The sequence below is a fragment of the Enterobacter cloacae complex sp. SHL001 genome, assembly GCF_049236825.1.
Taxonomy (GTDB): domain Bacteria; phylum Pseudomonadota; class Gammaproteobacteria; order Enterobacterales; family Enterobacteriaceae; genus Enterobacter; species Enterobacter hormaechei_C.
Map to the genome: position 1 here is coordinate 900,900 of NZ_JBMKIP010000001.1, position 25,250 is coordinate 926,149.

Sequence of the window (25,250 nt, forward strand, 5' to 3'; positions counted from 1 at the left end):
CCCGTTGTGTTGTCAGCGTTTTTGTATGTAAGTAATCGCCAGTGCCATCGCGAGCACCAGCCCTTTTATAATGTCCATGGCGTAATACGGCACGGAGAGCATCACCAGCCCGTTCGACAGCACGCCGAGGATCACCGCCCCCACCAGCGTGCCCAGCGCGTTCGGCTTGCCGGACCCGGCCAGCGAGAACCCGATCCACGCCGCCGCCACCGCATCCATCAGGTAGCCGCCCCCCGCATTCACCTGCGATGAACCGATACGCGAAGCCAGCAAAATTCCGCCCAGTCCCGCCAGCAGCGAGGCGATCACGTAGGCCGCCACCTTGTAGCGCGTGGTGCGAATGCCGGAGAGGCGCGCGGCTTCCGGGTTGCCGCCAATGGCGTACATCCGGCGTCCATGGGTGGTCAGCGACAGGCCAAGCTGCGCCAGAATCGTCACCACCAGCATGACGATCACAATGGTCGGCACCTGCCCCAGCAGGCTGAACGCCGCCGGAATGGTCCCTTCCGCCATGTCGCCGCTCGGCAGCACCATGTTCTCGGTAATCGACCCGCCGTAGCTGTAGGTCATCGCCACGCCCTGGATGACAAACAGGCTGGCAAGGGTCGCGAGCATGTCCGGAATGCGCAGGATGACGATCAGAAAGGCGTTAAACAGACCGACCAGCGTGCAGAGCGCAAGGGTCAGCAGAATCGACTCGGTGGTGCCGAAGCCGTGCCAGACGAAAAGCGAAATCACCAGCGCGTTCGCCAGCGACGCGGTTGACCCCACCGAGAGATCGAACCCGCCGACGGTCAGCGAAATCGAGACGCCGATGGCAATCACCGTCACGATGGCAATCGAGCGCAGAATGTTGATGATGTTGTTCGGATCGAGGAAGCTGTCCGACACCAGGCCAAACACCGCCACCAGCGCGACGACGGTCAGCAGCATGCCCCACCTGTAGAGAAAATCGAAAATCTGCTGACGGCCAGACGCCGCCGCGTTCACTGAAAGGGCCTTGCTCACGACGCCGTTCCTCCGGTTGAATAATAAAGTAGTGTCTCTTCCCGGGCCTCGGCCCCGGCGATTTCCGCCACGATGCGTCCGTCCCACAGCACGCAGATGCGGTCGCACAGCCCGACCAGCTCGGCGAACTCGCCCGAGGCGTAAATCACCCCTTTGCCCTCGCGCGCCAGGCCGTCGATCAGCTGAAACAGATCGGTTTTGGCCTTCACGTCCACGCCTTTGGTCGGCTCGTCGAATATCAGCACGCTGGCGTCATTGCGCAGCCATTTGCCGATGGCGACCTTCTGCTGGTTACCGCCGGAAAGCCGACGCAGCACCTGCCCCGGCCCGCGCGCGCGCACACCGACGCGGGCAATCACCACTTCTGCCCAGCGCCACGCCTGACGATGACCAAACAGGCTCCAGCGCGAGAAGCTGTTATCGGCGCACACGGCAAGGTTCATGCTCACCGGCTCGTCGATAAAAATGCCCTCTTTGCGCCGCTCCTCCGGCACCAGCGCCAGACCGCGCAGTACCGAGTCTGCCGGATCGCGCGGTTTCCAGGCCTGATGGTTCAGCTCGCCGCGCGCGACGCGGCTTTTGCTGGCGCCAAACAGCGCCTTGCAGAGTTCCGTTTTCCCCGCCCCCGCCAGCCCGGCAATGCCAAGGATTTCACCTTTGCGCAGGTGCAGGGAGATATCTTTCAGCAGCGCATCGTCGTGCAGCCCTTCCACCCGCAGCAGCGTCTCCTCACCGTGCGGCGGGCGCGGGGGCGGATAGATATCGCTCAGCTCGTGGCCGAGCATCTTCTCAACAATCGCTTCGCCGCTCAGATCCGCCATCGGGCCGGACTCAATCAGCCTGCCGTCGCGCAGCACCGTCAGGGTGTCGCAGATGGCCTTCAGCTCGTGAATGCGGTGAGAGATAAACACCACGCCGATACCCTGCTGTTGCAGACGTCTTACTACCGCAAACAGACGCTCACTCTCGTGCGCGTCCAGCGGCGCGGTGGGCTCATCAAGAATGAGAAAACGGCAGTGGTGCGAGAGCGCCCGCGCCAGCAAAATCTGCTGTTTTTCAGCCAGCGTGCAACTGTCGATGGAGCGGCGTACGTCGAGCGAAACATCCAGCTGCGCCAGCGCCTGCCGCGCCTGCTGGCGGATGTCGCGCCAGCTGTAGCGATGCCCCGGATGCGCCAGCTGGTCGAGCATGATGTTTTCGGCAATGCTTAACCCGGGGATGAGCGCCACATCCACCTCCTGCTGCACAAGGTGGATACCCAGCCGTTTGGCGTCCAGCGGCTCGCGGATACTTACCGGCTGGTTGTTAATGCAAATTTCGCCTTCATAACGATCGTGCGTCCCGCACAGCACCGCCATCAGCGTCGATTTCCCCGCGCCGTTGGCGCCGGTCAGCGCATGCACCGACCCGCCGTTCAGGGTGAAATCCACGCGCGACAGGGCCTGAAAGCCGGAAAAGGCCAGGCTGATACCGCGCATCTCAAGGCGACTGGAAACCATCCGCGTAAATCCTTCATTACTCTTCTGATTTAGCGAATTTTTCACAGCTCTTGTTGACTGACAACGACGTAAAAGGCATAAGTTAAAGCAAAATATTATTAGCCATCCGGATGTCCAGACATAACATCGGGTTAGCGCTTGCTAAAAAAGGACAACTTCATGAGCAACACCCATATCCGCGTCGTGCCCGGCCCGGCGAACTACTTCTCTCATCCGGGAAGCCTTGCCCACCTGGATGATTTCTTTACTCCGGAACAGCTTTCCCGCGCGGTGTGGATCTACGGCGAGCGGGCAATCGAGGGCGCACGCCCTTATCTGCCGCAGAGTTTTAACACGACGGGGGCAAAACATCTGCTGTTTAAGGGCCATTGCAGCGAGAGTGACGTCACCCATCTGGTGAACGAGTCGGGTAGTGAAACCAGCGTGGTGATTGGCGTGGGCGGCGGCGCGGTGATAGATACCGTCAAGGCCGTGGCGCGTCGTCTGGGCGTGCCGTTCGTAGGCATTCCCACTATCGCCGCCACCTGCGCGGCGTGGACCCCGCTCTCCGTCTGGTACAACGATGCCGGTCAGGCGCTACAGTTTGAGATTTTTGACGACGCCAACTTTCTGGTACTGGTGGAGCCGCAGATCATCCTTAACGCCCCGGCGGAATATCTGCTGGCGGGCATCGGCGATACGCTGGCGAAGTGGTACGAAGCGGCGGTGCTCGCCCCTCAACCTGAGAGTCTGCCGCTGACCGTGCGTCTTGGCCTGAACGGTGCGCTGGCGATCCGTGACGTGCTGCTGGCACGCAGCGAAGAAGCGCTTGCGGATCAGCAGCGCGGCGAACAGACGCAGGCATTCCGGGACGTGGTGGATGCGATTATTGCCGGAGGCGGAATGGTCGGCGGTCTGGGTGAGCGCTATACCCGCGTGGCGGCGGCGCACGCGGTGCACAACGGCTTAACCGTGCTGCCGCAGACGGAAAAATACCTGCACGGCACCAAGGTGGCCTACGGCATTCTGGTGCAGAGCGCCCTGCTCGGTCAGGACGACGTGCTGGCGCAGCTGGTGGCGGCGTACCAGCGCTTCAATCTGCCGACCACGCTTCGCGAGCTGGACGTCGATATTCACAACCGCGACGAGCTGGATAAGGTCATTGCCCACATCCTGCGCCCGGTGGAGTCGATTCACTATCTGCCGGTGACGTTAACGCCTGAGGTGCTGCGCGCCGCGTTTGAGAAGGTGGAATCCTTCAGCCGTTAATCGCGCCGACGGGCTATAACTAATGATGATTCTCTCCACTCTTGCAACGAGGTCATCATGCAGATCGATTTAACAGGTAAAAAGGCGCTGGTTACTGGCGCCAGTCGTGGGCTGGGGCCGCGGGGCAAATTTCCGGCACCGGTCTGGACGTGGACGGCGGTTTGAACGCCTGATCGCATCTTTTTCTGCAAGCCTCTGTCGCCCGGCAGAGGCCTGTTCGAGGCGCCTCGACGATTCGCGTTTTGCCGCTTTCTCGCGGTTTTTCTCCGCTCTACAGTAACCCATAAGAAATTCGGAATTTATCTAATAGTCTTATTATTTCCTTATATTTTGTGTGGGCGTACAGTGGAGGTACGGATGAAGATTGTCTGGTCAAAGACCGCTGAGAAGCAATTTTCTAAAATCGATACGCGATATCAGAACCGCATTAAATTCAGGCTGGAGAAGATGGATGATAAAACATCACCTGTCGCGGATATCAAGAAATTATCATCTCCCGAAAACCACTACAGGCTGCGATTAGGTGATTACAGGGTAATTTACACCTTCGGGGATCCGCCGGGTGATATCTGCTACGTAGTGGCGGTTAAACGCCGGACAACAACCACCTACCTTCATGAGGAGCATACGGAATATGACTGTTCAGTTCATAAAGGATAAAGAAGGGAAAAAACAGTATGTTGTCATTCCTTATAGTGAATATTTTCGCATGCGTTTAGCCACGCTTGAGTATGACGATGAGGATGAAAGCGACTGGGAAGACATCCCTTATGAATCAGATATCTACGATAACGTAGGTTTACCGGGGGAAGTGTGCGACATCATGCATAGCGAGAACGTCAGCCTACAGGCCGCCTGGCGCATTTTACGCGGCATGTCCCAGCAGGAGGTGGCGGAGAAGCTTGACATCAGCCAGTCCGCCGTATCACAGCTTGAGGCGCTGGACTCCCGACCGCAAAAGCGCACCCGCGAAAAGCTGGCGGCAATTTACGGCTGTAAACAGGAGCAGATCAGCCTCTATTTACCAAAAGAGGGTTAACAGCACTTCGCCCCGCCCTTGCCGCCGTAGCGGGCGTCCTGACGGTCGCGGAAAAATTCTTCGTAGGTCATGGGCGTCTGGTCCGGGTGGTTGACGCGCATATGCTCGACGTAGTTGTCGTAATCCGGCACGCCAATCATCATTTTAGCGGCCTGGCCCAGGTATTTACCTGCTTTGGAAAGGGTGTCGAACATAGTTCTGATCTCACAGGAAATGTAGGCCGGGTAAGGCGAAGCCGCCACCCGGCACACGGGTTAATGCGCCCCTTTCGCCTGGGTGACAATCTCGTCCAGGTTCTCAGGCATTGGCTCATACGGCGTCTCTTTCGCCGTCGGTTTGTCGACTTTCAACGCCGCCAGCGCGGTTTTCAGAGAATACAACGCCAGCACCACAACCACCACCATAAAGAAGATGGTCAGCCCGGCGTCCAGACGGTTGTTAAACACCAGCTGCGACAGTTGAGATTCGGTGTACTGTGCCGGGATCTTACCGCTGTCGATCATCGCCTGGAACTTGTTGGCGATCGCCAGGAAGCCCACCTTATTGTCCGGGCTGAAGGCTTTCTGCCAGCCCGCGGTCAGGGTACAGATCAGCAGCCACGCCGTTGGCACCAGCGCCACCCATGCGTAACGCTGGCGCTTCATCTTGAACAGAACTACGGCACAGAGCATCAGGGCCATGCCCGCCAGCATCTGGTTGGCGATACCGAACAGCGGCCACAGGGTGTTAATCCCGCCGAGCGGATCGACCACGCCCTGATGCAGGAAGTAGCCCCACGCCAGCACGCACAGCGCCGTCGCCAGCAGGTTAGCCGGGAGTGAATCGGTACGCTTCAGGTTCGGGGAGATCACCCCCAGCAGATCCTGCAACATAAAGCGCGCCGCACGCGTACCGGCATCCACCGCCGTCAGAATAAACAGCGCCTCGAACAGAATGGCGAAGTGATACCAGAACGAGACATCCATCAGCCCGCCCAGTGCGCCGTGCAGAATGTAGGCCATGCCCACCGCCAGCGTTGGTGCCCCGCCTGCACGAGAGATAATCGACTGCTCGCCGACCTCATTAGCGATATGCGTCAACGTTTCAGGGGTAATCGCAAAGCCCCAGCCGCTGACCACCTGCGCGGCAGAGGCAACCACGTCAACGGTGCCGGCAGGTGCCAGTACCGCCATTGGGCTGTTCATCGCAAAGTAAACGCCCGGGTCAATAATACAGGCCGAAACCAGCGCCATAATCGCCACGAAGGATTCCATCAGCATGCCGCCGTAGCCAATCAGGCAGGCCTGATTTTCATTCGCCAGCATCTTCGGCGTGGTTCCGGAGGCGATCAGCGCGTGGAAGCCCGACACCGCGCCGCAGGCGATGGTGATAAACAGGAACGGGAACAGGTTGCCGGTCCAGACCGGGCCGGTGCCGTCAATAAATTTGGTCAGCGCTGGCATGGTCAGGGTCGGGCGCATAATCAGAATGCCGATCGCCAGCCCGACGATGGTGCCGATTTTCAGGAAGGTGGAGAGGTAGTCACGCGGGGCCAACAGCAGCCACACCGGCAGCACCGCCGCCACGAAGCCGTAGCCCACCAGCATCCAGGTCAGCTGCACGCCGGTGAAGTCGAAGAACGGCGCCCAGGTCGGGCTTTCCGCTACCCAGCCGCCGGAGATAATGGCAAACACCAGGAACACCAGGCCAATAACTGAAACTTCACCAATGCGCCCCGGACGCAGATAGCGGATATAGATCCCCATAAACAGCGCCAGCGGAATGGTGAAGGCGACGGTATAGGTTCCCCACGGGCTGTGGGTCAAGGCTTTCACCACGATCATCGCCAGCACCGCGAGGATGATCACCATGATCATAAAGGTCGCCACCAGCGCAATCACCCCGGCGGTTGCGCCCATCTCCTCTTTCACCAGCTCACCCAGCGAACGACCGTCGCGGCGGGTGGAGACGAACAGCACCATGAAGTCCTGCACCGCGCCCGCCAGCACCACCCCCGCGAGGATCCAGATCATCCCCGGCAGGTAGCCCATCTGCGCGGCCAGTACCGGCCCCACCAGCGGGCCTGCCCCGGCAATCGCCGCGAAATGGTGACCGAACAGCACTTTTTTGTCGGTCGGCACGTAGTCCAGACCGTCATTGTGACGCACGGCAGGCGTCATGCGCGTGGCATCAACCCCTAACACGTTTTTCGCAATATAGCGGCCATAAAAACGGTACGCGATCAGATAAATGCAGACGGATGCGACGACGATCCACAGCGCGTTGATCTGCTCCCCCCGGTTGAGGGCGATATAGCCCAGGGCAAAGGCTCCCACCACGGAGAGCACCGCCCACGTAAGGTATTTCCCTGAGTTGTTCATAGTTGTTGTCCGTTGTTGTGAAACAGTGAGATGTTACATTTTGTTTCTAGAACAACGGATAAAATTTAACAACTTTGAAACGCAATAATGCGTGGTCAAACCAGAGATTTACACCACAGTGTTAAGCCGATCACTTTCAGCTGAATGACTTACCCCAACACCATCGTACTCAACCGACAGGTACAGCACCGCCGCCCCTGCTCGTCGAACACCACGATCTCCCAGCTCTGGCTGGAACGGCCCAGATGCAGCGGCTGACACACGCCGCGTACCTTACCGTGAGAGACCGCGCGGTGGTGCGTGGCATTCAGTTCCGTGCCCACCACGTTCTGCCCGTCACGGGTCATCAGAAAACCGGCCATTGAGCCCAGCGTTTCCGCCAGCGCCGCCGAGGCGCCGCCATGCAGCAGGCCAAACGGCTGGTGGGTGCGGGCATCCACCGGCATCTCCGCTTCCAGCGTATCGTCCCCGAGGCGGGTATAGACGATGCCAAGGTGCCCCACCATCGTATTCAGGCTGGTGGCGTTCAGCTCCTCGAGCGTTAAATGACGTTTCCAGATCATTACGCCCCCAGCGTGGAGCCGCCGTCCACCACGATATCCTGCAAGGTGATATGGCTGGCGGCATCGGATGCCAGGAACAGCACGGTCGCAGCAATCTCCTGTGGACGGGCAATTTTACCGAGCGGAATGCCGAGCTTGAACTGCTCGCCAAAGCCGCGAATGCGCCGCTGTTCCGCATCATCGCTGGTCCACAGGGTGCGCTGCATGTCGGTATCCGTTGAACCCGGCGACACCAGGTTACAGCGTACGCCGCTGCCCGCCAGTTCCAGCCCGACGGTCAGCGCCAGGCTTTTCAGCGCCGCTTTCGACGCGCCGTAGGCGCTCATGCCGATGCGCGGCGTGTGCGCCGCGTCAGAGGCCACCGTCACAATCGCCCCCCCCTGCTGATGACGGAACTGGCCCATCGTCTGCTGGAACAGGTTGAACGCGCCGCCGACGTTGACCGCAAAGGTCTGCTGCCAGTCCTCCTGCGAGAGCTGATCCGTCGCGCCCATACGTAGAATGCCCGCCGCGTTAACCAGCACATCGAGCCGCTCAAGGCTGCTGAGCAAACGCCCGCAGACGTCACTCGCCTGCGCCGCATCCGCCACGTCCAGCGTTTCGGTGGCAAACGGATATTCGCCGTGAGGGAAAGCCAGATCGAACCCGGTCACCTGCGCCCCGGCCTCCACAAATGCCAGCGCGGTCGCATAACCAATGCCCTTACCCGCGCCCGTCACCCAGACCGTTTTACCGGTGAAATCAAAAGCCATCACTTCACCTCGCGGGAGAGCAGCGCCCACCAGGCATCGAGGGTCGGATTTTTTGCCAGCATCACGAAATCAATGTCGCCGTGCACTTTGCGCCAGCGGGCGGCCAGCGCCATCATGCGCACTGAATCCAGACCGTAGTCGATCAGGTTTTCGTCATCCATCGGCTCGTCGGACTCGTCCAGCAGCGGCAGGATCAGCTCACGCAGCGCGGCTTTGGTTGCCGGAACGGACGGCAGCAGCTCGTCGGTCATCACCACGCGGCCCGAACGTCCGGCCACGTATTTCAGCGACATCAGGTGCTCGTCGCGGGTGAAATCCGCCAGCGCGTCGGCGATAAAGAACGGTTTGATGTCGCGCATAAAGGCGTCGGTGGCGGTGGTCATGCAGCCGATGTGGGCGTACACGCCGGTTATCAAAAGCTGGTTGCGCCCGGTCTCTTTCAGCATCTGCTCCAGCGGCGAGCGGTGGAACGCGCTGTAGCGCCACTTCACCAACACGGTGTCCGCTTCGTCCGGGGTCAGCTCAGCGACGATGCGCTGCTGCTCCGGTGAGCGAGTCAGACCCGGCCCCCACATATCGTTCAGCAGGGCGCGGTCTTCGTCGCTCTGATCTTTCGGCTGCGCGGTGTAGTAGACTGGAATATTGTGCTCTTTGCAGTACGCGCGCAGTTTAGCGATGTTCGCCACTACCTGCTGCATCATGTCGCTATTTTCGCCCCAGAAGTTCAGGAAGTACTCCTGCATATCGTGGATCAACAGTGCGGCGCGCTCCGGCTCAAACGCCCAGTTCACTTTACTGGTCGGCAGTTCGGCGGCGGTTGGCAGCGCGTATGCGGTTAATTTTGGAATGGCCATTCTCTGTTCCTCAGCCCCGGGCGCGTTCAGCAAGCCACAGGCGCAACTGTTTCTTATCAACTTTGCCGACCGGCGTGAGCGGAAGCGCATCCACGCTCTCCACGCGGTCCGGCAGCTTAAATTCGGCGACGCCCTGCTCGCGCAGGAAGCGGCGCACCTCCACCGCGCGCAGGGGCTGTTTCACCACCAGGTACGCGCAGCTTTTTTCGCCCAGCAGGCTGTCCTCCATGCTCACCAGCGCGGCGTGGATCACCGCGTCGTGGCGCAGCAGCAGGTTTTCGATCTCTTCGGCGGCGATCTTCTCGCCACCGCGGTTGATCTGATCTTTCTCGCGCCCCTGCACGGTGATGTAACCCTGCTCATCAATGGCGATCAGATCGCCCGAGCAGTAGAAACCGTTGGCATCAAAGGCGCTGGCGTTGTGTTCCGGGCTATTGAAATAGCCGCGGAAGGTGTAAGGGCCGCGCGTCATCAGACGCCCGACTTCCCCGCGCGGCAGCGGGTTGCCGTCCTCGTCCGCCACCCACACTTCATCGTCCGGGCACATCGGGCGGCCCTGGGTATTGATGATGCGCTCCGGCGCATCGTCGAGGGCGGTGTAGTTCACCAGCCCTTCCGCCATGCCAAACACCTGCTGAAGCTGGCAGCCAATTTCCGCCGGAATACGCGCCGCAAGCGTGGCGGAGAGACGTGCGCCGCCTACCTGGAGCAGTTCGAGGGATTTCAGCTGGGCGTTCCCCGCGCCGTCGGCAATCGCCTGCAACCACAGGCTGACCGCGGGCGGCACCAGTGAGGTGACGTTTATCTGATGCTGCTCAATCAGCGGGAAGCAGAGCGTGGCGCTCGGATCGTTAGCCAGCACCACGCAGCCGCCCGCCGTGAAAACGCCTAACGATCCCGGCGAGCTCATGGCGTAGTTATGCGCCGCGGGAAGCGCGTTCAGATAGCGGGTGTGCGCAGTGATACCGCAGATTTCGTTGCTGCGACGGATGCTGTAGTCGTAGTCGTTGTGCGTACGCGGGATCAGCTTCGGCGTGCCGGTGCTGCCGCCGGAGAGCTGGAAGAACGCCACTTCGTCGGCGGGCGTCGGGTTCGGGATGAAATTGTCCGCCGGGCGTGCAATCGCCGCCTCCAGCGCGTGTTCGCCCTTATCGCCGCGTAGCAGCACAACGCGTACCGAGCGATGCGCATCCACAAAGGTATTGAGAAAATCATCACCCGCGAACAGCGTGTGGTCGCGGTCGGCAATCAGCACGGCGGGTTTGATCTGCTCCGCGTAGGCGTTGAGTTCGCTGCGCTGATGGCTAAAGAGCGCGTTGACCGGTGCGACGCCGATTTGCAGCAGCGCGAAGAAGGTGATGTAGAACTCGGCCACGTTGCCGAGCTGCACCAGCGCTGTCTCACCGCGATGCAGCCCCTGCGCCTGAAGGACAGACGCCAGATTCGTCACCGCCTGATTAAACGCGCGGTAGGTGATGCGGCGATCGCCGTCAATTATCGCGACCGCATCGTTGTCCGCATGGTCCGTCAGGATGTGGGTCAGCGGCAGATCCTGCCAGTAGCCTTTTTCACGGTAGCGGCGGGCAAAATCCTCAGGCCAGCGGGTAAAAGGGATGGTCATGAGTATTCCTTAGTGCAAACCAAACACGTTGAGCATGGTGGAGAGCTTCACGCCCGTCTCGCGCCACTCGCCCACCGGGGAGGAAGCAGGCACAATGCCCGCGCCGGCAAACAGGCGAACGGTATTTTGATGCAGCCGCGCGCAGCGGATAGTTACCACCCACTCGCCGTTACCTTCGCTGTCGCACCAGCCGACGATGCCGCCGAACAGCTCACGATCGAACGGCTCCAGCTCGGCAATCAGCTCTTTTGCCGCCTGATGCGGAAAGCCGCTCAGCGCTGGCGTCGGGTGCAGCAGGCAGGCCAGCGTCAGGGCGTTCTCGTTTTCACGCGCGTCACCTTCTACCGGCGTCGCCAGATGCCACAGCGTCGGGGTGGTGATGAGCTGCGGGGAAGCCGGCATGTTCAGATGATGGCTGCGCGGTTCCAGAATGGTTTTCATCGCCTGCGTTACCAGGTCGTGCTCGTGACGGTCTTTTTCGGAGGCCAGCAGCTTAGTGCCCGCTTCGCGATCCAGCACATCGTCCGGCTGACGGCGCGCAGAGCCCGCCAGCGGCAGCGAGCTAAAGTGCGCGCCCTCTTTACGCAGCAGCAGTTCCGGGCTGGCGCCCAGCAGCACGCCGCCGTCTTCCAGCGGTACGTGGAAGTTAAAGCTCGCCGGGTTCTGGGCGATAAGACGCTCCATCAGCGCGCTGCTATCAATCTGTTTGTCGGTGGCGATATCAATCAGGCGCGACAGCACCACCTTATTCACCTGCGGCGTGGCGGTGAGCGACGCGGCGCGGGCGACCATCTCCTCGAAAACCGGCTGCGGCGGGATCTCGGTGCGTTGTTGCACGTTCAGCGTCTGCGCGCCGGAGGCGTAGCGTGCGGACTGCTGACGCGCCGGGCGAGAGAAGGTTTGCCAGCGTTGCGGAATAAACAGCGATGACGGTTTGCGGGTATCGAAGGGGATCGCCCCTACCATCACCGGATGGGCAATGCCGCTGTTTTTCGCATTCTGGAAAGCCTGAGCTAATTTCTGCTGAAAGGGGCCCGCCGGATCGTCACCGCCGACGGCGGGTTCAGAAAAACGGGCAAAACAGCCTGACGTGGTAAAACTGCGATAGGGCGACATAAAGAAAAAGCTGTCTGATTGCAGCGTGGTCGCGGTGTGCTGAAGGTCCTCAGCCAATGACGTATCCATATCATCCTCCTAAAATGATAAAAGCAGTAATAATGATTATCATTTATATTTTCGTCGGCTAACCTAATCCCACATCGCCCTGGTGTCAACCGCAGAGCAAACAACTTGTGCGACTAACGCTTGCATACCTTCCCCGCAATCATGAAAATGAGAAGCATTAACTTCAACAAAAACAGGATGCCGCTCTGTGAAACTCCCTGCCGTTTGCCGTAATGCCTTTCTTTTAACAGGACTTTTTGTTTTAGGACTAACCTCAGCGACGGCCGCCTACTGGCCGCGTCAGGTCACAGACAGCCGCGGCGTTCATACGCTTGAGAGCAAACCGACGCGCATTGTCTCCACCAGCGTGACCCTAACCGGCTCCCTGCTGGCCATTGACGCCCCGGTTATTGCCAGCGGAGCCACCACGCCAAACAACCGCGTGGCGGATGCACAGGGCTTTTTACGTCAGTGGGGCGATATCGCGAAACAGCGTAAGGTTGCCCGGCTGTACATCGGCGAGCCGAGCGCCGAAGCGGTCGCGGCCCAGATGCCGGACCTGATTTTGATCAGCGCCACCGGCGGGGATTCCGCTCTGGCACTCTACGATCAGCTTTCCGCCATAGCCCCGACGCTTATCATTAACTACGACGACAAAAGCTGGCAGGAACTGCTGACCCAGCTGGGGACGATCACCGGGCAGGAAACACAGGCCGCAGAGCGCATCGCTGCCTTCGATGAACAGCTCGCCCAGGTGAAGCAGCAGATGAAGCTGCCGCCGCAGCCGGTGAACGCCATCGTCTACACCGCCGCGGCGCACACGGCGAACCTGTGGACGACAGACTCGGCTCAGGGCAAGCTGCTGCACCAGCTGGGCTTCACGCTGGCAGCGTTACCTGATGGATTGCACACCTCGCAAAGCCAGGGCAAGCGTCACGACATTATTCAGCTGGGCGGGGAAAACCTGGCGACGGGGCTGAACGGCGAAGGGCTGTTCGTGTTTGCCGGCGACCAGAAAGACGTGGACGCGATTTACGCCAATCCGCTGCTGGCGCATCTGCCGTCGGTCAAGAACAAGCGTGTCTGGGCGCTGGGAACGGAGACGTTCCGCCTGGATTATTACAGCGCGTTGTTGGTGTTGCAGCGTTTGAATTCAATTTTTAAATAAGTGGCACGTTTCCCTTAGGCCCGGTAAGCGCAGCGCCACCGGGCGTTTTGTCGGGTGGCGGCTACGCCTTACCCGACCTACAGGTTCTGCCTGAACCGACGCAACTCCACCAAAACCGCCAATAAAATTACGCCAACCACGGCTAACACAAACCCGCTGCTGCTCGCCGACGCCACCGGGGTCATTATCGCCCCCAGCCCGCCGAGGATCGCTGCGCCAATCGCATCGCCCGTGACGTTCTGCGCCGTCCACAGGCCGTTAATGCGCCCGAGCATCCCTTCCGGCGTCTGGGTCTGGATCAGGGTGTACTGTAAAAGAGAGCTGACCGCGCTCAGCCAGCCAAAAATCACCAGACACATCACCCCCAGTGCCCACACCGGCATCAGGCTGAAGAAACCAATCGCGATAAACGAGGCCAGCGTCGCCACCAGCATGATTAACCCCGGTCTCGCGCTCTGCGCCAGGTTTCCGCTGGTCAGCGCCCCGCACGCGGCGCCGAGCGGAATGGCGGCGTACAGCACGCCAATCTCTGAGGCGCTCATCTGCCACTCGCCCGCCAGCGCCGGGTACAACACGCGCACGGCGCTCGCCATCGTCAGCAGGCCGCCGAGCAGCGCAATGCCGCCAATCAGCGGGTTGCTGAACAGAAAACGAATCGCGGCCATCAGGGACTTCAGCGGATGCTCGCGCGGCTGCGGCGGCGGTGGCAGGAGCGGCAGACGCAGCAGCGTCAGTGTGGTGATAAAGGTTCCCGCCGCGGCAAGGCCGTAGTTCCACGCCACGTTGCCGGTCGCCAGAAGCAGGCCGCCGAACATCGGCGAAATCACCGATCCCAGACGCACGGTGAGCATGGTGATCGCCCCCGCCTGCATCAGGTTCTCGCGCCCGACCAGCGCGGGCGTGGCCGCCAGCAGCGCCGTCACGCCTAACGAGGCAAAAAAGCCGTCCCACAGGCCCAGGGCATAAATCGCCATCAGCGACGGCTCCGGCAGCATTGCGTTCAGACACAGCCCGACAAAGCCCACCCCGCAGGTGCCGCGCGCCAGCAGGATCAGTTTTTTACGCTCGTAGCGGTCCGCCAGTACGCCGCCCACCATCAGGCCGATAAACATCGCCCCGCCGGTTAAGGTGACGGATAACCCCACCAGCCAGCTGGAGTGGGTCATGGTCTGGATCTGTACCGGCACGGCGACCCCGAGCAGGCCGAGGGATAAAATGGAGATAAAGCGGGCGATAAAAACCGCTCGAAACGCCGGGTGCGTTTTCAGCAGGCTGAGGTTGAGCAGCCAGGATTTTTGATTCATGACAAGGCCTTGAGGTATCGGTCTACCATTTCCATGGGCGCACATGCTAACATAGCCAAATAAGATAGATAACGATAATTACTATCATTATCACATCATGGACGTTGCTATGTCGTTTTCCTCTTCCGCGGTGCGCGCCGTAGCCGTGCCCGTTTTATTGCTGCTGTTGATCCTTGCGATTGCACTCAGTTTGCTGGTTGGCGCGAAGCCGCTGCCCGCGTCCGTTATTGTCGATGCGCTCTCCGGTACCTGCCAGAGCGCCGACTGCATTATCGTGCTCGACGCCCGCCTGCCCCGCACCCTTGCCGGCCTGCTGGCCGGTGGCGCACTCGGGCTTGCCGGTGCCCTGATGCAAACCCTCACCCGCAACCCGCTGGCGGACCCTGGCATTCTCGGCGTGAACTCTGGTGCCAGTTTCGCCATTGTGCTCGGCGCGGCGCTGTTTGGTTTCACCTCTCCGTCTGAACAGCTGGTGATGGCCTTCTGCGGCGCGCTGGCCGCCTCGCTGGTGGTGGCCTTTACCGGCAGCCAGGGCGGCGGACAGCTCAGCCCGGTACGTCTGACACTGGCGGGCGTGGCGCTCGCGGCGGTGCTGGAAGGCTTATCGAACGGCATCGCCCTGCTCAACCCGGACGTGTATGACCAGCTGCGCTTCTGGCAGGCCGGTTCGCTGGATATCCGTACCCTTGATACCCTGAAAGTGGTGGCATTCCCGGTGTTTATCTCTGCCGCCGTAGCGCTGTGTTTAAGCCGGGCGCTCAACAGCCTGAGCCTCGGCAGCGACACCGCGACCGCCCTCGGCAACCGCGTGGCGCGCACGCAGCTGACGGGCCTGCTTGTCATCACCGTGCTGTGCGGCAGCGCGACCGCCGTCGTCGGGCCGATTGCCTTCATCGGCCTGATGATGCCGCACATGGCGCGCTGGCTGGTGGGGGCGGATCACCGCTGGTCACTGCCGGTCACGCTGCTGGCGACCCCTGCCCTGCTGCTGTTTGCCGACGTACTGGGCCGCCTGCTGGTGCCGGGTGAATTGCGCGTCTCGGTGGTCAGCGCCTTTATCGGCGCGCCGGTGCTGATCTTCCTGGTACGACGCAGACGCGGGGGTGGCGCATGATGGCCCCGTCCCGTCGATTACTCACCAGCGTCGCCCTGCTGGTCGTCGCCAGTCTGCTGCTGGCGGTCTGGAGCCTGCAAAGCGGTGCCGTAACGCTTGATTTCGCGCAGGTCTTTCACGCTCTCACCGGCAGCGCGCCGCGTAACATCACCATGGTGGTCACCGAATGGCGACTGCCGCGCGTGGCGATGGCGATCCTGGTTGGCGCGGCGCTTGGCGTCAGCGGCGCGATATTCCAGTCGCTTATGCGTAACCCCCTCGGCAGCCCGGACGTGATGGGCCTGAATACCGGCGCGTGGAGCGGCGTGCTGGTGGCGATGGTGCTGTTCGGGCAGCATCTCATGGCCATTACCTTTACGGCGATGGCGGGCGGCATTCTCACCTCCCTGCTTATCTGGGCCCTGGCCTGGCGCAACGGCATCGACACCTTCCGCCTGATCATCATCGGGATCGGCATCCGCGCGATGCTGATGGCGTTTAACACCTGGCTTCTGCTACAGGCGTCGCTGGAAACCGCACTCTCCGCCGGGCTGTGGTACGCCGGTTCCCTCAACGGTCTGACGTGGGGAAAAACCTGGCCCGCCGCGCCGCTGATTATCCTGATGTTTATTGGCGCGTTGCTGCTGGTCAGGCGCATGCGGCTGCTGGAGATGGGCGACGACAGCGCCTGCGCGCTGGGCGTGAGCGTAGAGCGCTCGCGCCTGATGCTGATGCTGGTGGCGGTCTTGCTGACCGCAGCGTCTACCGCCATCGCCGGGCCGATCTCGTTTATTGCCCTTGTCGCGCCGCATATCGCGCGGCGACTTAGCGGCACCGCGCGCTGGGGATTAACCCAGGCAGCGCTGTGCGGCGCAGTATTACTGCTGGCCGCCGATCTCTGCGCTCAGCAGCTGTTTACGCCTTATCAACTGCCGGTGGGCGTGGTGACCGTCAGCCTCGGCGGGATTTACCTCATCGTCTTGCTCGTTCAGGAGTCACGCAAGAAATGACAGATTCAACACCCCGCTTGCGCGGCGAAAACTTGACCCTCGGCTACGGTAAAAAAATCATTGCCCGGGACTTATCCGTTGCCATTCCGGACGGCCACTTCACCGCCATCATCGGGCCAAACGGCTGCGGCAAATCGACATTGCTGCGCACGCTGAGCCGCCTGATGTCGCCGGTTGAGGGCAGCGTGTTCCTCGACGGGGAGCAGATCCATCGCTTCGCCAGCAAAGAGGTGGCGCGCCGAATTGGGCTGCTGGCGCAAAACGCCACCACGCCGGGGGATATTACCGTGCAGGAGCTGGTCTCCCGCGGGCGCTATCCGCACCAGCCGCTGTTTACCCGCTGGCGCAAGGAGGACGACGAGGCCGTGAAGCGCGCGATGCAGGCGACGGGCATCACCGATCTGGCCCAGCAAAGCGTCGATACCCTCTCCGGCGGACAGCGCCAGCGCGCGTGGATCGCGATGGTGCTGGCGCAGGAGACCTCCATCATGCTGCTGGACGAGCCGACGACCTGGCTGGATATCAGCCATCAGATTGACCTGCTGGAGCTGCTGAGCGAACTGAACCGCACGCAGGGCTACACCCTGGCAGCGGTGCTGCACGATTTAAACCAGGCGTGCCGCTACGCTACGCATTTGATTGCGCTGCGCGACGGCGAGATTGTGGCGCAGGGCGCGCCGAAAGAGATTGTGACGCCGGATCTGATCGCGCGGATCTACGGCATGCGCTGCATGATTATTGACGATCCGGTGGCGGGTACGCCGTTGGTGGTGCCGTTGGGCAAGCGTGCGGTCTGATGCCCTCACCCCGGCCCTCTCCCACAGGGAGAGGGAGCAAACCATCCCCTCTCCCCGTGGGAGAGGGTTAGGGTGAGGGGCTTTAAACGTTACCCCAAAATTTCCTTCAGTACCGGCCCAATCTTTTCAAACGCCTGCGGTGAAATAATATCCACGTGGGCGCAGTCCTGGCTGTACACCTCCAGCTCACCCACCCACGGCGCCCACGCGGCCTGCGGATCCAGGGTTCGCGTTCGCTCGGCGACAAACAGCGTCGCTTTACCGTCAAACCGCGCGCTATGTGCCGTGGTGAGCAGCCGCACCGCGTCCGCATAGTTGCCTTCAATGGCGTTAAACAACTCGCTGGAGCCCTGCCCCTGCTGGGCAGCGATAAACGCCTGGCGTTCGCGCTCAATTTCCGCCAGCACCTCCGGATCGAGGCCGTTGGCCTCTTTCTCCGCCCAGTTCTGGGTTTCCGGTGGCCAGGTATCCAGCAGGCCGAGGAACGCTACGTCTTCACCCTGCTCGCGCAGACGCGCCGCAATGCCCTGCGCCAGCGTGCCGCCGAGGGAATAGCCGAACAGATAATACGGCCCCTGCGGCTGTTGCTTACGCAACGTGTTCAGATGATGTTCGATCACCGCATCGAGATCCGCACACTGCTGCATCGGCCCCTCAGGCCGGGGAGACTGAATGCCGACGATTGACCAGCGCGGGCTGAGGTAGCGCGCCAGGACGCTAAACTGCCAGGCAAAGCCGGACGCCGGATGGAAGCAGAACAGCGTGGGGCCGTTGCTTTCACGCAGCGGGAGAACGGTTTCATACCCCAGACGCTGCGCCTGCTCGTCGCTCATCTGCGAGTCCAGCAGGGCGCTAAGCTTGCTCACCGTCGAGGCGACCATAATCTGCCCCGGTGTGACCTTGCGGCTGAACGCACGGCTGAGCTGAGCCGCAAGGCGCATCGCCAGCAGCGAGTGGCCGCCGAGGGCAAAGAAATCGGCCTCGATATCGTTCACCGCGCAGCCCAGCAGGGCAGAAAACGCCTGCGCCACGGTGACTTCAGTTTGCGTCTCGGGCGCGCGACCGGAAGTTTTGCTGGTCAGCTCCGGCAGCGGCAGCGCCTTGCGATCCAGCTTGCCGTTGGCGCTTAACGGCAGCGCGCTGATTTGCAGCAGCACCACCGGCACCATATGCGGCGGCAGCTGGGCTTTGAGTGAGGTAAGCAGCGCGTCGCGATCCAGCGGTAAGCCGGATTCAGAGACAACGTATCCCACCAGCTGGCGGGCATCGCCGCCCGTGGCAGCCGCCTGGTTGAACACGCAGGCGTGCGCCACCGCCTGGGCCACATCCGGCAGCGCGAGCATCGCCCGGTCGATTTCGCCCAGCTCGATGCGCTGGCCGCGGATTTTCAGCTGATCGTCGCTGCGGCCCAGATATTCCACCGCGCCGTTGTCCAGCCAGCGGGCAACGTCCCCGGTGCGGTACATTCGCTCGCTGGGGGCAAACGGATCGGCGATAAAGCGGCTGGCGGTAAGGTCGGGGCGTCCCAGATACCCCTGCGCCAGCTGAATGCCGGTGAGATACAGATCCCCCGCCACGCCGAACGGCACCGGGCGCATCATCGCGTCCAGAATGCGCAGCCCCGTATTCCACACCGGGAAGCCGATCGGCACGCTGTTGCCTTCCACCGCCGCCAGCTCGGGGCCGTACGCCGGATACCAGCTGACATCCACCGCCGCTTCGGTCGGGCCATAGAGGTTGTGCAGCGGCGCATGGGTGAGCTGTTCCCACTCGCGACACAGCGCAGTCGGCAACGCCTCGCCGCTACAGAACACCTGCTTCAGCGTCCTGCAACAGTCGACGTTTTCCGGCGTCAGCGAGGCGACGAACGCCGCCAGCATCGACGGCACGAAGTGGGTGGTGGTCACGCCGTACTGCGCGAAGAAACTCTGCATTGCCTGCGGATCGCGGTGCGCGTCCGGCTCGGCCATCACCAGCTTCGCCCCGGCGATAAACGGCCACCAGAACTCCCACACCGACACGTCAAAGCTGCACGGCGTTTTCTGCGCCACCACGTCATGCGCCGCCAGTGGATAATGATCCTGCATCCACTTCAGGCGGTTAACGATGGCGGTATGGCCGACCATCACCCCTTTTGGACGCCCCGTCGAACCGGAGGTAAAGATGATGTACGCGGTCTGCTCCGGCTTCGCCAGGCGCAGAGGTTCAGCATCGGTGACCGGTAATAGTGTGTTGTAACTAAAGGTGGCGATCGGCAGATCGTTAAAGCGCGGAAGCTGCTCGTCGGTGGTAATGAGCAGCGACGGCTTCGCGTCCTCCAGCATCATCCGCAGACGGTCATCCGGGTAACCGGTATCCAGCGGCAGCCAGGCGGCGCCTGCTTCAACAATCCCGTGCAGCGCCAGGGTCAGGAACACCGAGCGCGGGAGCGCCACCGCCACGCTGTCGCCCGGCTTCACGCCGCGCGCGCGCAGCAGGTTTGCCAGCGCGACCACCTGCTCGCGCATCTGGCGGTAGTTCAGTTCAGTATGGGCATCCGCCAGCGCGGGGGCGTCCGGCGTTTTGCTCGCCTGCTCCGCCACCAGATCCGCCAGCGTGGTGGACGGCAGCGCCAGCCCGGTATCGTTGATGCGCGCCAGCCGGGCGTATTCCTGCTCTGATACGGTTTCCACGTCGCCACAGCGCAGGTCCGGATTGGCGGCAAACTGTGTCAGCATTGCGTTCAGGCGCGCCGCGTGCCCCTTCAGCGTCGCCTCGTCGTAACGCTGCCCGTTGGCGAGGATCTCAATGCTCAGTCCGCCCTGCTCGTCCGGGAACAGCGCCAGCTCCAGATCGTTCACCGGGCCTGTTGCCAGCGTGTGGGTAATGGCCTCCACGCCGTCGATATTCAGCTGATAATCGAACACCTTGACGTTCAGCACCGGACCAAAAAGGGCTTCGTCGCCTGCGGCACGTCCGCTGTCGCGCACGATCTGCTCGGCGTCGTAACGCTGATGGCGGCGCATCTTTTTCAGCTGGTTCGCCAGGCGCAGCGCCAGTTCCGGCAGGCTCTCCTGCGGGCGAATATTCACCGCCAGCGGCAGGACGTTGAGCACCGGTCCGGTCGCAGTGAGCGCCGCGGAACCCATGCGGCGCATAAAAATAAACCCGGCGGCGTAGTCCAGCCGTCCGGTCAGGCGGCCCAGCCACAGCGCCACCAGCGCAAGGGCCAGATCGGTACGCTGCGCCTGGCCTGCCTTCTGTGCAAGCTGGCTGAACGCACGGCCGTCCATCGCAATTTTCAGGCGCAGGATATCGGTGGTGGCGGCGCGTCCCGGCAGCGGCGCGGAAGAGAGCGAGACCGGAGAAGGAAGCTGTTTGCGTTGTTCGGCCCAGAAAGCACCGTCGCGCTGATACGCCTCGCTGTCGCGATAGCGCTGATACTCCTCCACCACCTCGGCGAACGGGGTGAACGGCGAGGCCGGCGTGGATTCACCTTTCTGCCACGCAGCGTAAATGGCGGCGATCTGACGGGTAATAGCCGGGAAGCTGAAACCATCTACCACCAGATGATGATACCGCTGATACCAGTACCAGTGGCTTTCTCCCACCTGGATCAGCTGGTGAAACGCCAGCGGCTGACCGCTGTCGACGCGCAGGTTCTGGTTGAGATCGGCCTCCATCAGCGCCACGGCGGCGTCGTGGGAGTCAACGCGCACGATGGACGGCTCCGGCAGGAGCATGGCCTCATCGATCCACTGCCACACCTCACCGTTATCTTCGGCAAAACGCATCCGCAGGGTGTCGGCCTGCATCATGCCTTCAGCGATGGCTTTTGCCAGCAATGGCGCATCGATAGCGCCTTTCAGCTCGGTGTAGTGCGCGACGCTCCAGGCGTTTGGCAGGGAGGAAAGCTGCTCTGCCATCCAGATCCCCGGCTGGGCGGCGACAAGAGGGAGACGGTTCATGCGCGCTCCCCCGCAAAACATGACGGCTCAAGCGTCTGCCACTGTTCCGCCAGCCACTGCTGGCACGCCTCCTGAGATTGCGGTTCGCAGACCACGCGCCAGCCCGCGGGCAACTCGCACTGCTGCGGCCACAGGCTGTACTGCCCCTGGTCATTTTGCAAAATGGCGAACTGTCCCTGCGGATTATCGAAAGGATTGCTGAATTCCATACAGACTCCGTTATTGAATAAGCGGCTGCCAGAGGGTCATCAGCCCCTGCGTCAGCCCACCGCGCCAGCAAAGCGCATCGTGTCCGCCGTCAACCTGACGCCAGAAAACCGGTTGCTGAGTGTGTAGTTCGGCGAGGATCGCCTGGTTTGCGCGCAAAATAAGCGGCTCGTTGCGCCCGGCCTCAAGGACGATGCGCAGCCCGCGAGCGGTTTTGTCACCCGCTTTGAGTTGTTCGATGAGCAGCCCGTCCTGCTGCGCGCCGCGGTGCGGCCACCAGTAGGATCCGGACTGGCTGAGGATGCAGCCAAAACGCTGCGGCCAGTTGAGGCCCGCATAGAGGGAAGAGAGCCCGCCGAAGCTCTGACCCGCCACCACGGTATGGTCGGCGCGGTCGCTGAACGGGACCATGCTTTTCACCTGCGGGAGAAGTTCGTCCTGCACCGCCAGCCAGAAATCAGGGTTACACGGCAGCTCGCGGCTGCGGTGTGCGGTGTCAATCACGTCGATTAAGACATAGACCGCAGGCGGCAGTTTGCCTTCAAGGGTGAGCGACGCCAGCGCAGGCCAGACGGGCATGCTTTCGGCCCAGAACTGCCCGTCGAGCAGCACCGCCAGCGGGCGCTCGGGGCTTTCATCCCCGGTGGTAAAAATCCACACGCGGCGACGGTTCTTCAGACGCGCGCTGTGCCACTCAATGCAGACAGGCTTTTTGTAAGGGGTATCGGGATGGTTCCAGCCGGGCTGTACGGGCGCCTCCGGCATCTCCAGCGCCGAGACGGCGTGCCCGCGCCCGCCGCGCCAGCTCTGGGCATTCAGCGGGTCGGACACCGCGTGCGGCAACAGTTTGCGCCAGCCTTCGCGCAGCGCCATGCGGTCCGGCTGATCGCCTTCAAACACTGCGCTGGCAAAATCGTTTTCATTGTCGGAGGGGATAAAACAGTAGCTGCCGCGCCATTCGGGGCTGAACTCGCCCTGCCACTGCCAGACGTCGGTATCCGGGATACGTTCAAGGGACTGCGGACGGGCATTTTGATGGTGATCGGTCACACCGGTGACGTAGAGCCAGACGCGTTTAACCGTCGACGTTTTCTGCGTTCCCGCCGGGTCCCGCCACCAGAATGTCACGCGATAGTTTTCCTGATGACGTTCCCGTTCCGGCCCGTCTTTCGCCTGCCACCACGCTTCACTTCCGGTTGTTAACGCCGTCACCCTTATAACCCCATGTTTAACAGTCTTTTTTGTTTCAGAGCAAATTTTATTGATAATATTATTGATAACCATTTGCATTTGCAATAGCGTAATGCCCGCGCTGTGGGAAGCGCGCTCATTAAATAACCATAAAAGCGGGACGTACAATGAATAAGAAGATTCACTCTCTGGCCTTGCTGGTCAATTTAGGGATTTATGGTGTCGCGCTGCCCGTCATGGCAGACGACAACACCGCCTCCGCGCAGCATGAAGACACCATGGTGATCACCGCCGCCGAGCAGAATTTGCAGGCGCCGGGCGTGTCGACCATCACCGCCGACGAGATCCGCAAAAACCCGCCCGCGCGCGACGTGGCGGAAATCATCCGCACCATGCCGGGCGTTAACCTGACCGGCAACTCCACCAGCGGCCAGCGCGGGAATAACCGTCAGATTGACATTCGCGGCATGGGCCCGGAAAACACCCTGATCCTGATCGACGGCAAGCCGGTCACCAGCCGCAACTCCATCCGTCTGGGCTGGCGCGGCGAGCGTGATACCCGCGGCGATACCGGCTGGGTCCCGCCGGAGATGATCGAGCGCATCGAAGTGATCCGTGGCCCGGCTGCTGCCCGCTACGGTAACGGTGCGGCGGGCGGCGTGGTGAACATCATCACCAAAAAATTTGACGACCAGTGGCACGGCTCCTGGAACACCTACCTGAATGCGCCAGAGCATAAAGACGAAGGTTCCACCAAACGCACTAACTTCAGCCTGAGCGGCCCGCTGGGCGGGGATTTCAGCTTCCGCATGTACGGTAACCTGGATAAAACCCAGGCCGACGCCTGGGACATTAACCAGGGCCATCAGTCTGACCGTACCGGCGCATATGCCGACACGCTGCCGGCAGGCCGTGAAGGGGTCGAGAATAAAGACATCAACGGCGTGGTGCGCTGGGATTTTGCGCCTATGCAGTCCCTGGAGTTTGAGGCGGGATACAGCCGCCAGAACAACCTTTACGCGGGCGATACCCAGAATACCAACAACGACAACAGCTCAAGCGGGCTGGTGAAGAAGAACTACGGTAAAGAGACTAACCGTATCTATCGTCAGAACTTCGCGGTGACCTGGAACGGCGGCTGGGATAACGGCATTACCACCAGCAACTGGGCGCAGTACGAGCACACCCGCAACTCGCGTCTGGGCGAAGGCCTGGCGGGCGGTCTGGAAGGCCTGTTCAACAGCAATAAATTCACCGATACCGACCTGGCCGACGTGATGCTGCACAGCGAAATCAACCTGCCGATTGATTTCATTGTGAACCAGAACCTGACGCTCGGCACCGAGTGGAACCAGCAGCGCATGAAGGACTCGACCTCCTTCACGCAAACCCAGCAGGGCGGCACCATTCCGGGCATGAGCGAAGACCGTAGCCCGTACACTTCAGCGGAGATCTTCTCCCTGTTTGCCGAAAACAACATGGAGCTGACCGACAGCACCATGCTGACCCCTGCCCTGCGCTTCGACCACCACACCATTGTGGGTAATAACTGGAGCCCGTCCCTGAACCTGTCGCAGGGTCTGGGGGATGACTTCACCCTGAAGATGGGCATCGCGCGCGCCTATAAAGCGCCAAGCCTGTATCAGACCAACCCGAACTACCTGCTGTACAGTAAAGGCCAGGGCTGCTACGCCAGTTCCGACGGCGTGGGCTGCTACATGATGGGTAACGACGATCTGAAAGCGGAAACCAGCATCAACAAAGAGATTGGCCTGGAGTGGAAACGCGACGGCTGGCTGGCGGGCGTGACCTGGTTCCGCAACGACTACCGCAACAAGATTGAAGCGGGCTATGCGCCGATTGGCCAGACGTCCACCGGCAAAGTCACCACCGATATCTACCAGTGGGAAAACGTGCCGAAGGCGGTAGTAGAAGGTCTGGAAGGCTCCCTGAACGTGCCGGTCAGCGATACCATCAACTGGACCAATAACATCACCTACATGCTGCAAAGCAAGAACAAGGAGACCGGCGATCGTCTGTCGATCATCCCGGAGTATACGCTGAACTCTACCCTGAGCTGGCAGGTGCATCAGGACGTATCGCTCCAGTCGACCTTCACCTGGTACGGCAAGCAGCAGCCGAAGAAGTACAACTACAAAGGTCAGCCGGTGACCGGGTCTGAAAAAGACGAAGTCAGCCCGTACAGCATCGTGGGCCTGAGCGCGACCTGGGACGTGACCAAAAACGTCAGCCTGACCGGCGGCGTGGACAACGTCTTCGACAAGCGCCAGTGGCGTGCGGGTAACGCCCAGACCACGGGTAATACCACCACCGGCGCGTATATGTACGGTGCGGGCGCGTATACGTATAATGAACCGGGCCGTACCTGGTATATGAGCGTGAATACGAGGTTCTGATAAAGGCA

General features: G+C 61.3%; 21 protein-coding genes. 8 read left to right on the forward strand and 13 right to left on the reverse strand.

Translation table 11 applies throughout. The annotated features are described in order from the left end of the window. Positions 1–12: 12 nt before the first annotated feature. A complete protein-coding gene (locus ACOTYH_RS04440) occupies positions 13–1,008 on the reverse strand; it encodes an ABC transporter permease (RefSeq protein WP_252010900.1) in 996 nt (331 codons plus the stop codon). Further along, positions 1,005–2,507, reverse strand: a complete 1,503-nt coding sequence (locus ACOTYH_RS04445; RefSeq protein ID WP_421637577.1) for a sugar ABC transporter ATP-binding protein — start codon at positions 2,505–2,507, stop codon at positions 1,005–1,007. Before ACOTYH_RS04445 ends, ACOTYH_RS04440 begins: the two co-directional genes overlap by 4 nt. 159 nt (positions 2,508–2,666) lie before the next feature. Between ACOTYH_RS04445 and ACOTYH_RS04450 the strand changes: the two genes are divergently transcribed. The 3 genes from ACOTYH_RS04450 to ACOTYH_RS04460 all read left to right on the forward strand — a co-directional run bounded on the left by ACOTYH_RS04450 (position 2,667) and on the right by ACOTYH_RS04460 (position 4,794). Continuing rightward, positions 2,667–3,755, forward strand: coding sequence for an oxidoreductase (locus ACOTYH_RS04450; RefSeq protein WP_310865264.1), 1,089 nt, complete (start codon positions 2,667–2,669; stop codon positions 3,753–3,755). A 357-nt stretch (positions 3,756–4,112) separates the two neighbouring features. After that, positions 4,113–4,415 (forward strand): type II toxin-antitoxin system RelE family toxin, encoded by a 303-nt coding sequence (locus ACOTYH_RS04455; RefSeq protein WP_015571170.1) that lies wholly within the window; start codon positions 4,113–4,115, stop codon positions 4,413–4,415. Further along, positions 4,390–4,794: a helix-turn-helix domain-containing protein gene (locus ACOTYH_RS04460; protein WP_214601259.1), complete on the forward strand. Its 405-nt coding sequence runs from the start codon at positions 4,390–4,392 to the stop codon at positions 4,792–4,794. The genes ACOTYH_RS04455 and ACOTYH_RS04460 overlap by 26 nt, the downstream gene beginning before the upstream one ends. Here the strand turns inward: ACOTYH_RS04460 and ACOTYH_RS04465 are convergent. The 7 genes from ACOTYH_RS04465 to entC all read right to left on the reverse strand — a co-directional run bounded on the left by ACOTYH_RS04465 (position 4,791) and on the right by entC (position 12,129). Continuing rightward, positions 4,791–4,988 carry a YbdD/YjiX family protein gene (locus tag ACOTYH_RS04465; RefSeq protein ID WP_006809671.1) on the reverse strand — a complete coding sequence of 66 codons (198 nt, stop codon included), beginning with the start codon at positions 4,986–4,988 and terminating at the stop codon, positions 4,791–4,793. The two genes, ACOTYH_RS04460 and ACOTYH_RS04465, sit on opposite strands and share 4 nt — an antisense overlap. Positions 4,989–5,048: 60 nt before the next feature. Further along, positions 5,049–7,154, reverse strand: a complete 2,106-nt coding sequence (gene cstA / locus ACOTYH_RS04470; RefSeq protein WP_047737918.1) for a pyruvate/proton symporter CstA — start codon at positions 7,152–7,154, stop codon at positions 5,049–5,051. Positions 7,155–7,303: 149 nt separating this feature from the next. Further along, entirely contained in the window at positions 7,304–7,717 is a 414-nt protein-coding gene (gene entH, locus ACOTYH_RS04475; protein WP_015571173.1) for a proofreading thioesterase EntH, read from the reverse strand. Further along, complete coding sequence (gene entA / locus ACOTYH_RS04480; RefSeq protein ID WP_015571174.1) at positions 7,717–8,469, reverse strand: 2,3-dihydro-2,3-dihydroxybenzoate dehydrogenase EntA; 753 nt, start codon at positions 8,467–8,469, stop codon at positions 7,717–7,719. The genes entH and entA overlap by 1 nt, the downstream gene beginning before the upstream one ends. After that, complete coding sequence (locus ACOTYH_RS04485) at positions 8,469–9,323, reverse strand: isochorismatase (protein ID WP_017382510.1); 855 nt, start codon at positions 9,321–9,323, stop codon at positions 8,469–8,471. The genes entA and ACOTYH_RS04485 overlap by 1 nt, the downstream gene beginning before the upstream one ends. Before the next feature lie 10 nt (positions 9,324–9,333). Then, positions 9,334–10,944 carry a (2,3-dihydroxybenzoyl)adenylate synthase EntE gene (entE, locus tag ACOTYH_RS04490; protein ID WP_017382511.1) on the reverse strand — a complete coding sequence of 537 codons (1,611 nt, stop codon included), beginning with the start codon at positions 10,942–10,944 and terminating at the stop codon, positions 9,334–9,336. Between the two features lie 9 nt (positions 10,945–10,953). Further along, entirely contained in the window at positions 10,954–12,129 is a 1,176-nt protein-coding gene (gene entC / locus ACOTYH_RS04495; protein ID WP_421637578.1) for an isochorismate synthase EntC, read from the reverse strand. Between the two features lie 187 nt (positions 12,130–12,316). Between entC and fepB the strand changes: the two genes are divergently transcribed. Beyond that, positions 12,317–13,276, forward strand: coding sequence for a Fe2+-enterobactin ABC transporter substrate-binding protein (gene fepB, locus ACOTYH_RS04500; protein ID WP_421637579.1), 960 nt, complete (start codon positions 12,317–12,319; stop codon positions 13,274–13,276). A 77-nt stretch (positions 13,277–13,353) separates the two neighbouring features. On the opposite strand, the gene entS is transcribed toward fepB, so the two are convergent. Beyond that, positions 13,354–14,580, reverse strand: a complete 1,227-nt coding sequence (entS, locus tag ACOTYH_RS04505) for an enterobactin transporter EntS (RefSeq protein WP_023296096.1) — start codon at positions 14,578–14,580, stop codon at positions 13,354–13,356. Between the two features lie 109 nt (positions 14,581–14,689). Here entS and fepD point away from each other — a divergent pair, with 109 nt between their 5' ends. The 3 genes from fepD to fepC are packed head-to-tail and all read left to right on the forward strand — an operon-like array spanning position 14,690 to position 17,480. Further along, a complete protein-coding gene (fepD, locus tag ACOTYH_RS04510) occupies positions 14,690–15,694 on the forward strand; it encodes a Fe(3+)-siderophore ABC transporter permease (RefSeq protein ID WP_017382515.1) in 1,005 nt (334 codons plus the stop codon). Continuing rightward, positions 15,694–16,683: an iron-enterobactin ABC transporter permease gene (gene fepG, locus ACOTYH_RS04515; protein WP_072203935.1), complete on the forward strand. Its 990-nt coding sequence runs from the start codon at positions 15,694–15,696 to the stop codon at positions 16,681–16,683. Before fepD ends, fepG begins: the two co-directional genes overlap by 1 nt. Further along, positions 16,680–17,480, forward strand: coding sequence for an iron-enterobactin ABC transporter ATP-binding protein (gene fepC / locus ACOTYH_RS04520; RefSeq protein WP_333072686.1), 801 nt, complete (start codon positions 16,680–16,682; stop codon positions 17,478–17,480). The genes fepG and fepC overlap by 4 nt, the downstream gene beginning before the upstream one ends. 89 nt (positions 17,481–17,569) lie before the next feature. On the opposite strand, the gene entF is transcribed toward fepC, so the two are convergent. From entF to fes, 3 genes are read right to left on the reverse strand one after another with little or no spacing between them, the layout of a single operon-like run. Beyond that, positions 17,570–21,427 carry an enterobactin non-ribosomal peptide synthetase EntF gene (gene entF / locus ACOTYH_RS04525; protein ID WP_421637580.1) on the reverse strand — a complete coding sequence of 1,286 codons (3,858 nt, stop codon included), beginning with the start codon at positions 21,425–21,427 and terminating at the stop codon, positions 17,570–17,572. Continuing rightward, positions 21,424–21,636 (reverse strand): MbtH family protein, encoded by a 213-nt coding sequence (locus ACOTYH_RS04530; RefSeq protein ID WP_015571182.1) that lies wholly within the window; start codon positions 21,634–21,636, stop codon positions 21,424–21,426. The genes entF and ACOTYH_RS04530 overlap by 4 nt, the downstream gene beginning before the upstream one ends. Positions 21,637–21,646: 10 nt before the next feature. Beyond that, positions 21,647–22,846 carry an enterochelin esterase gene (gene fes, locus ACOTYH_RS04535; RefSeq protein WP_058689222.1) on the reverse strand — a complete coding sequence of 400 codons (1,200 nt, stop codon included), beginning with the start codon at positions 22,844–22,846 and terminating at the stop codon, positions 21,647–21,649. Between the two features lie 146 nt (positions 22,847–22,992). On the opposite strand from fes, the gene ACOTYH_RS04540 reads away from it, so the two are divergent. After that, on the forward strand, positions 22,993–25,242 hold the full coding sequence (locus ACOTYH_RS04540) for a TonB-dependent siderophore receptor (protein WP_017382520.1): 2,250 nt from the start codon (positions 22,993–22,995) through the stop codon (positions 25,240–25,242). Positions 25,243–25,250: the final 8 nt, after the last annotated feature.

What these genes read in the sequence shown, in the direction of transcription:
- ACOTYH_RS04450 (WP_310865264.1), top strand. Translation starts at nt 2,667, where the DNA reads ATGAGCAACACCCATATCCGCGTCGTGCCCGGCCCGGCGAACTACTTC.
- entH (WP_015571173.1), bottom strand. Translation starts at nt 7,717, where the DNA reads ATGATCTGGAAACGTCATTTAACGCTCGAGGAGCTGAACGCCACCAGC.
- ACOTYH_RS04465 (WP_006809671.1), bottom strand. Translation starts at nt 4,988, where the DNA reads ATGTTCGACACCCTTTCCAAAGCAGGTAAATACCTGGGCCAGGCCGCT.
- ACOTYH_RS04460 (WP_214601259.1), top strand. Translation starts at nt 4,390, where the DNA reads ATGACTGTTCAGTTCATAAAGGATAAAGAAGGGAAAAAACAGTATGTT.
- ACOTYH_RS04455 (WP_015571170.1), top strand. Translation starts at nt 4,113, where the DNA reads ATGAAGATTGTCTGGTCAAAGACCGCTGAGAAGCAATTTTCTAAAATC.
- entA (WP_015571174.1), bottom strand. Translation starts at nt 8,469, where the DNA reads ATGGCTTTTGATTTCACCGGTAAAACGGTCTGGGTGACGGGCGCGGGT.
- fepC (WP_333072686.1), top strand. Translation starts at nt 16,680, where the DNA reads ATGACAGATTCAACACCCCGCTTGCGCGGCGAAAACTTGACCCTCGGC.
- entS (WP_023296096.1), bottom strand. Translation starts at nt 14,580, where the DNA reads ATGAATCAAAAATCCTGGCTGCTCAACCTCAGCCTGCTGAAAACGCAC.
- ACOTYH_RS04445 (WP_421637577.1), bottom strand. Translation starts at nt 2,507, where the DNA reads ATGGTTTCCAGTCGCCTTGAGATGCGCGGTATCAGCCTGGCCTTTTCC.
- ACOTYH_RS04485 (WP_017382510.1), bottom strand. Translation starts at nt 9,323, where the DNA reads ATGGCCATTCCAAAATTAACCGCATACGCGCTGCCAACCGCCGCCGAA.
- ACOTYH_RS04540 (WP_017382520.1), top strand. Translation starts at nt 22,993, where the DNA reads ATGAATAAGAAGATTCACTCTCTGGCCTTGCTGGTCAATTTAGGGATT.
- fepD (WP_017382515.1), top strand. Translation starts at nt 14,690, where the DNA reads ATGTCGTTTTCCTCTTCCGCGGTGCGCGCCGTAGCCGTGCCCGTTTTA.
- cstA (WP_047737918.1), bottom strand. Translation starts at nt 7,154, where the DNA reads ATGAACAACTCAGGGAAATACCTTACGTGGGCGGTGCTCTCCGTGGTG.
- entE (WP_017382511.1), bottom strand. Translation starts at nt 10,944, where the DNA reads ATGACCATCCCTTTTACCCGCTGGCCTGAGGATTTTGCCCGCCGCTAC.
- entC (WP_421637578.1), bottom strand. Translation starts at nt 12,129, where the DNA reads ATGGATACGTCATTGGCTGAGGACCTTCAGCACACCGCGACCACGCTG.
- entF (WP_421637580.1), bottom strand. Translation starts at nt 21,427, where the DNA reads ATGAACCGTCTCCCTCTTGTCGCCGCCCAGCCGGGGATCTGGATGGCA.
- fepG (WP_072203935.1), top strand. Translation starts at nt 15,694, where the DNA reads ATGGCCCCGTCCCGTCGATTACTCACCAGCGTCGCCCTGCTGGTCGTC.
- ACOTYH_RS04530 (WP_015571182.1), bottom strand. Translation starts at nt 21,636, where the DNA reads ATGGAATTCAGCAATCCTTTCGATAATCCGCAGGGACAGTTCGCCATT.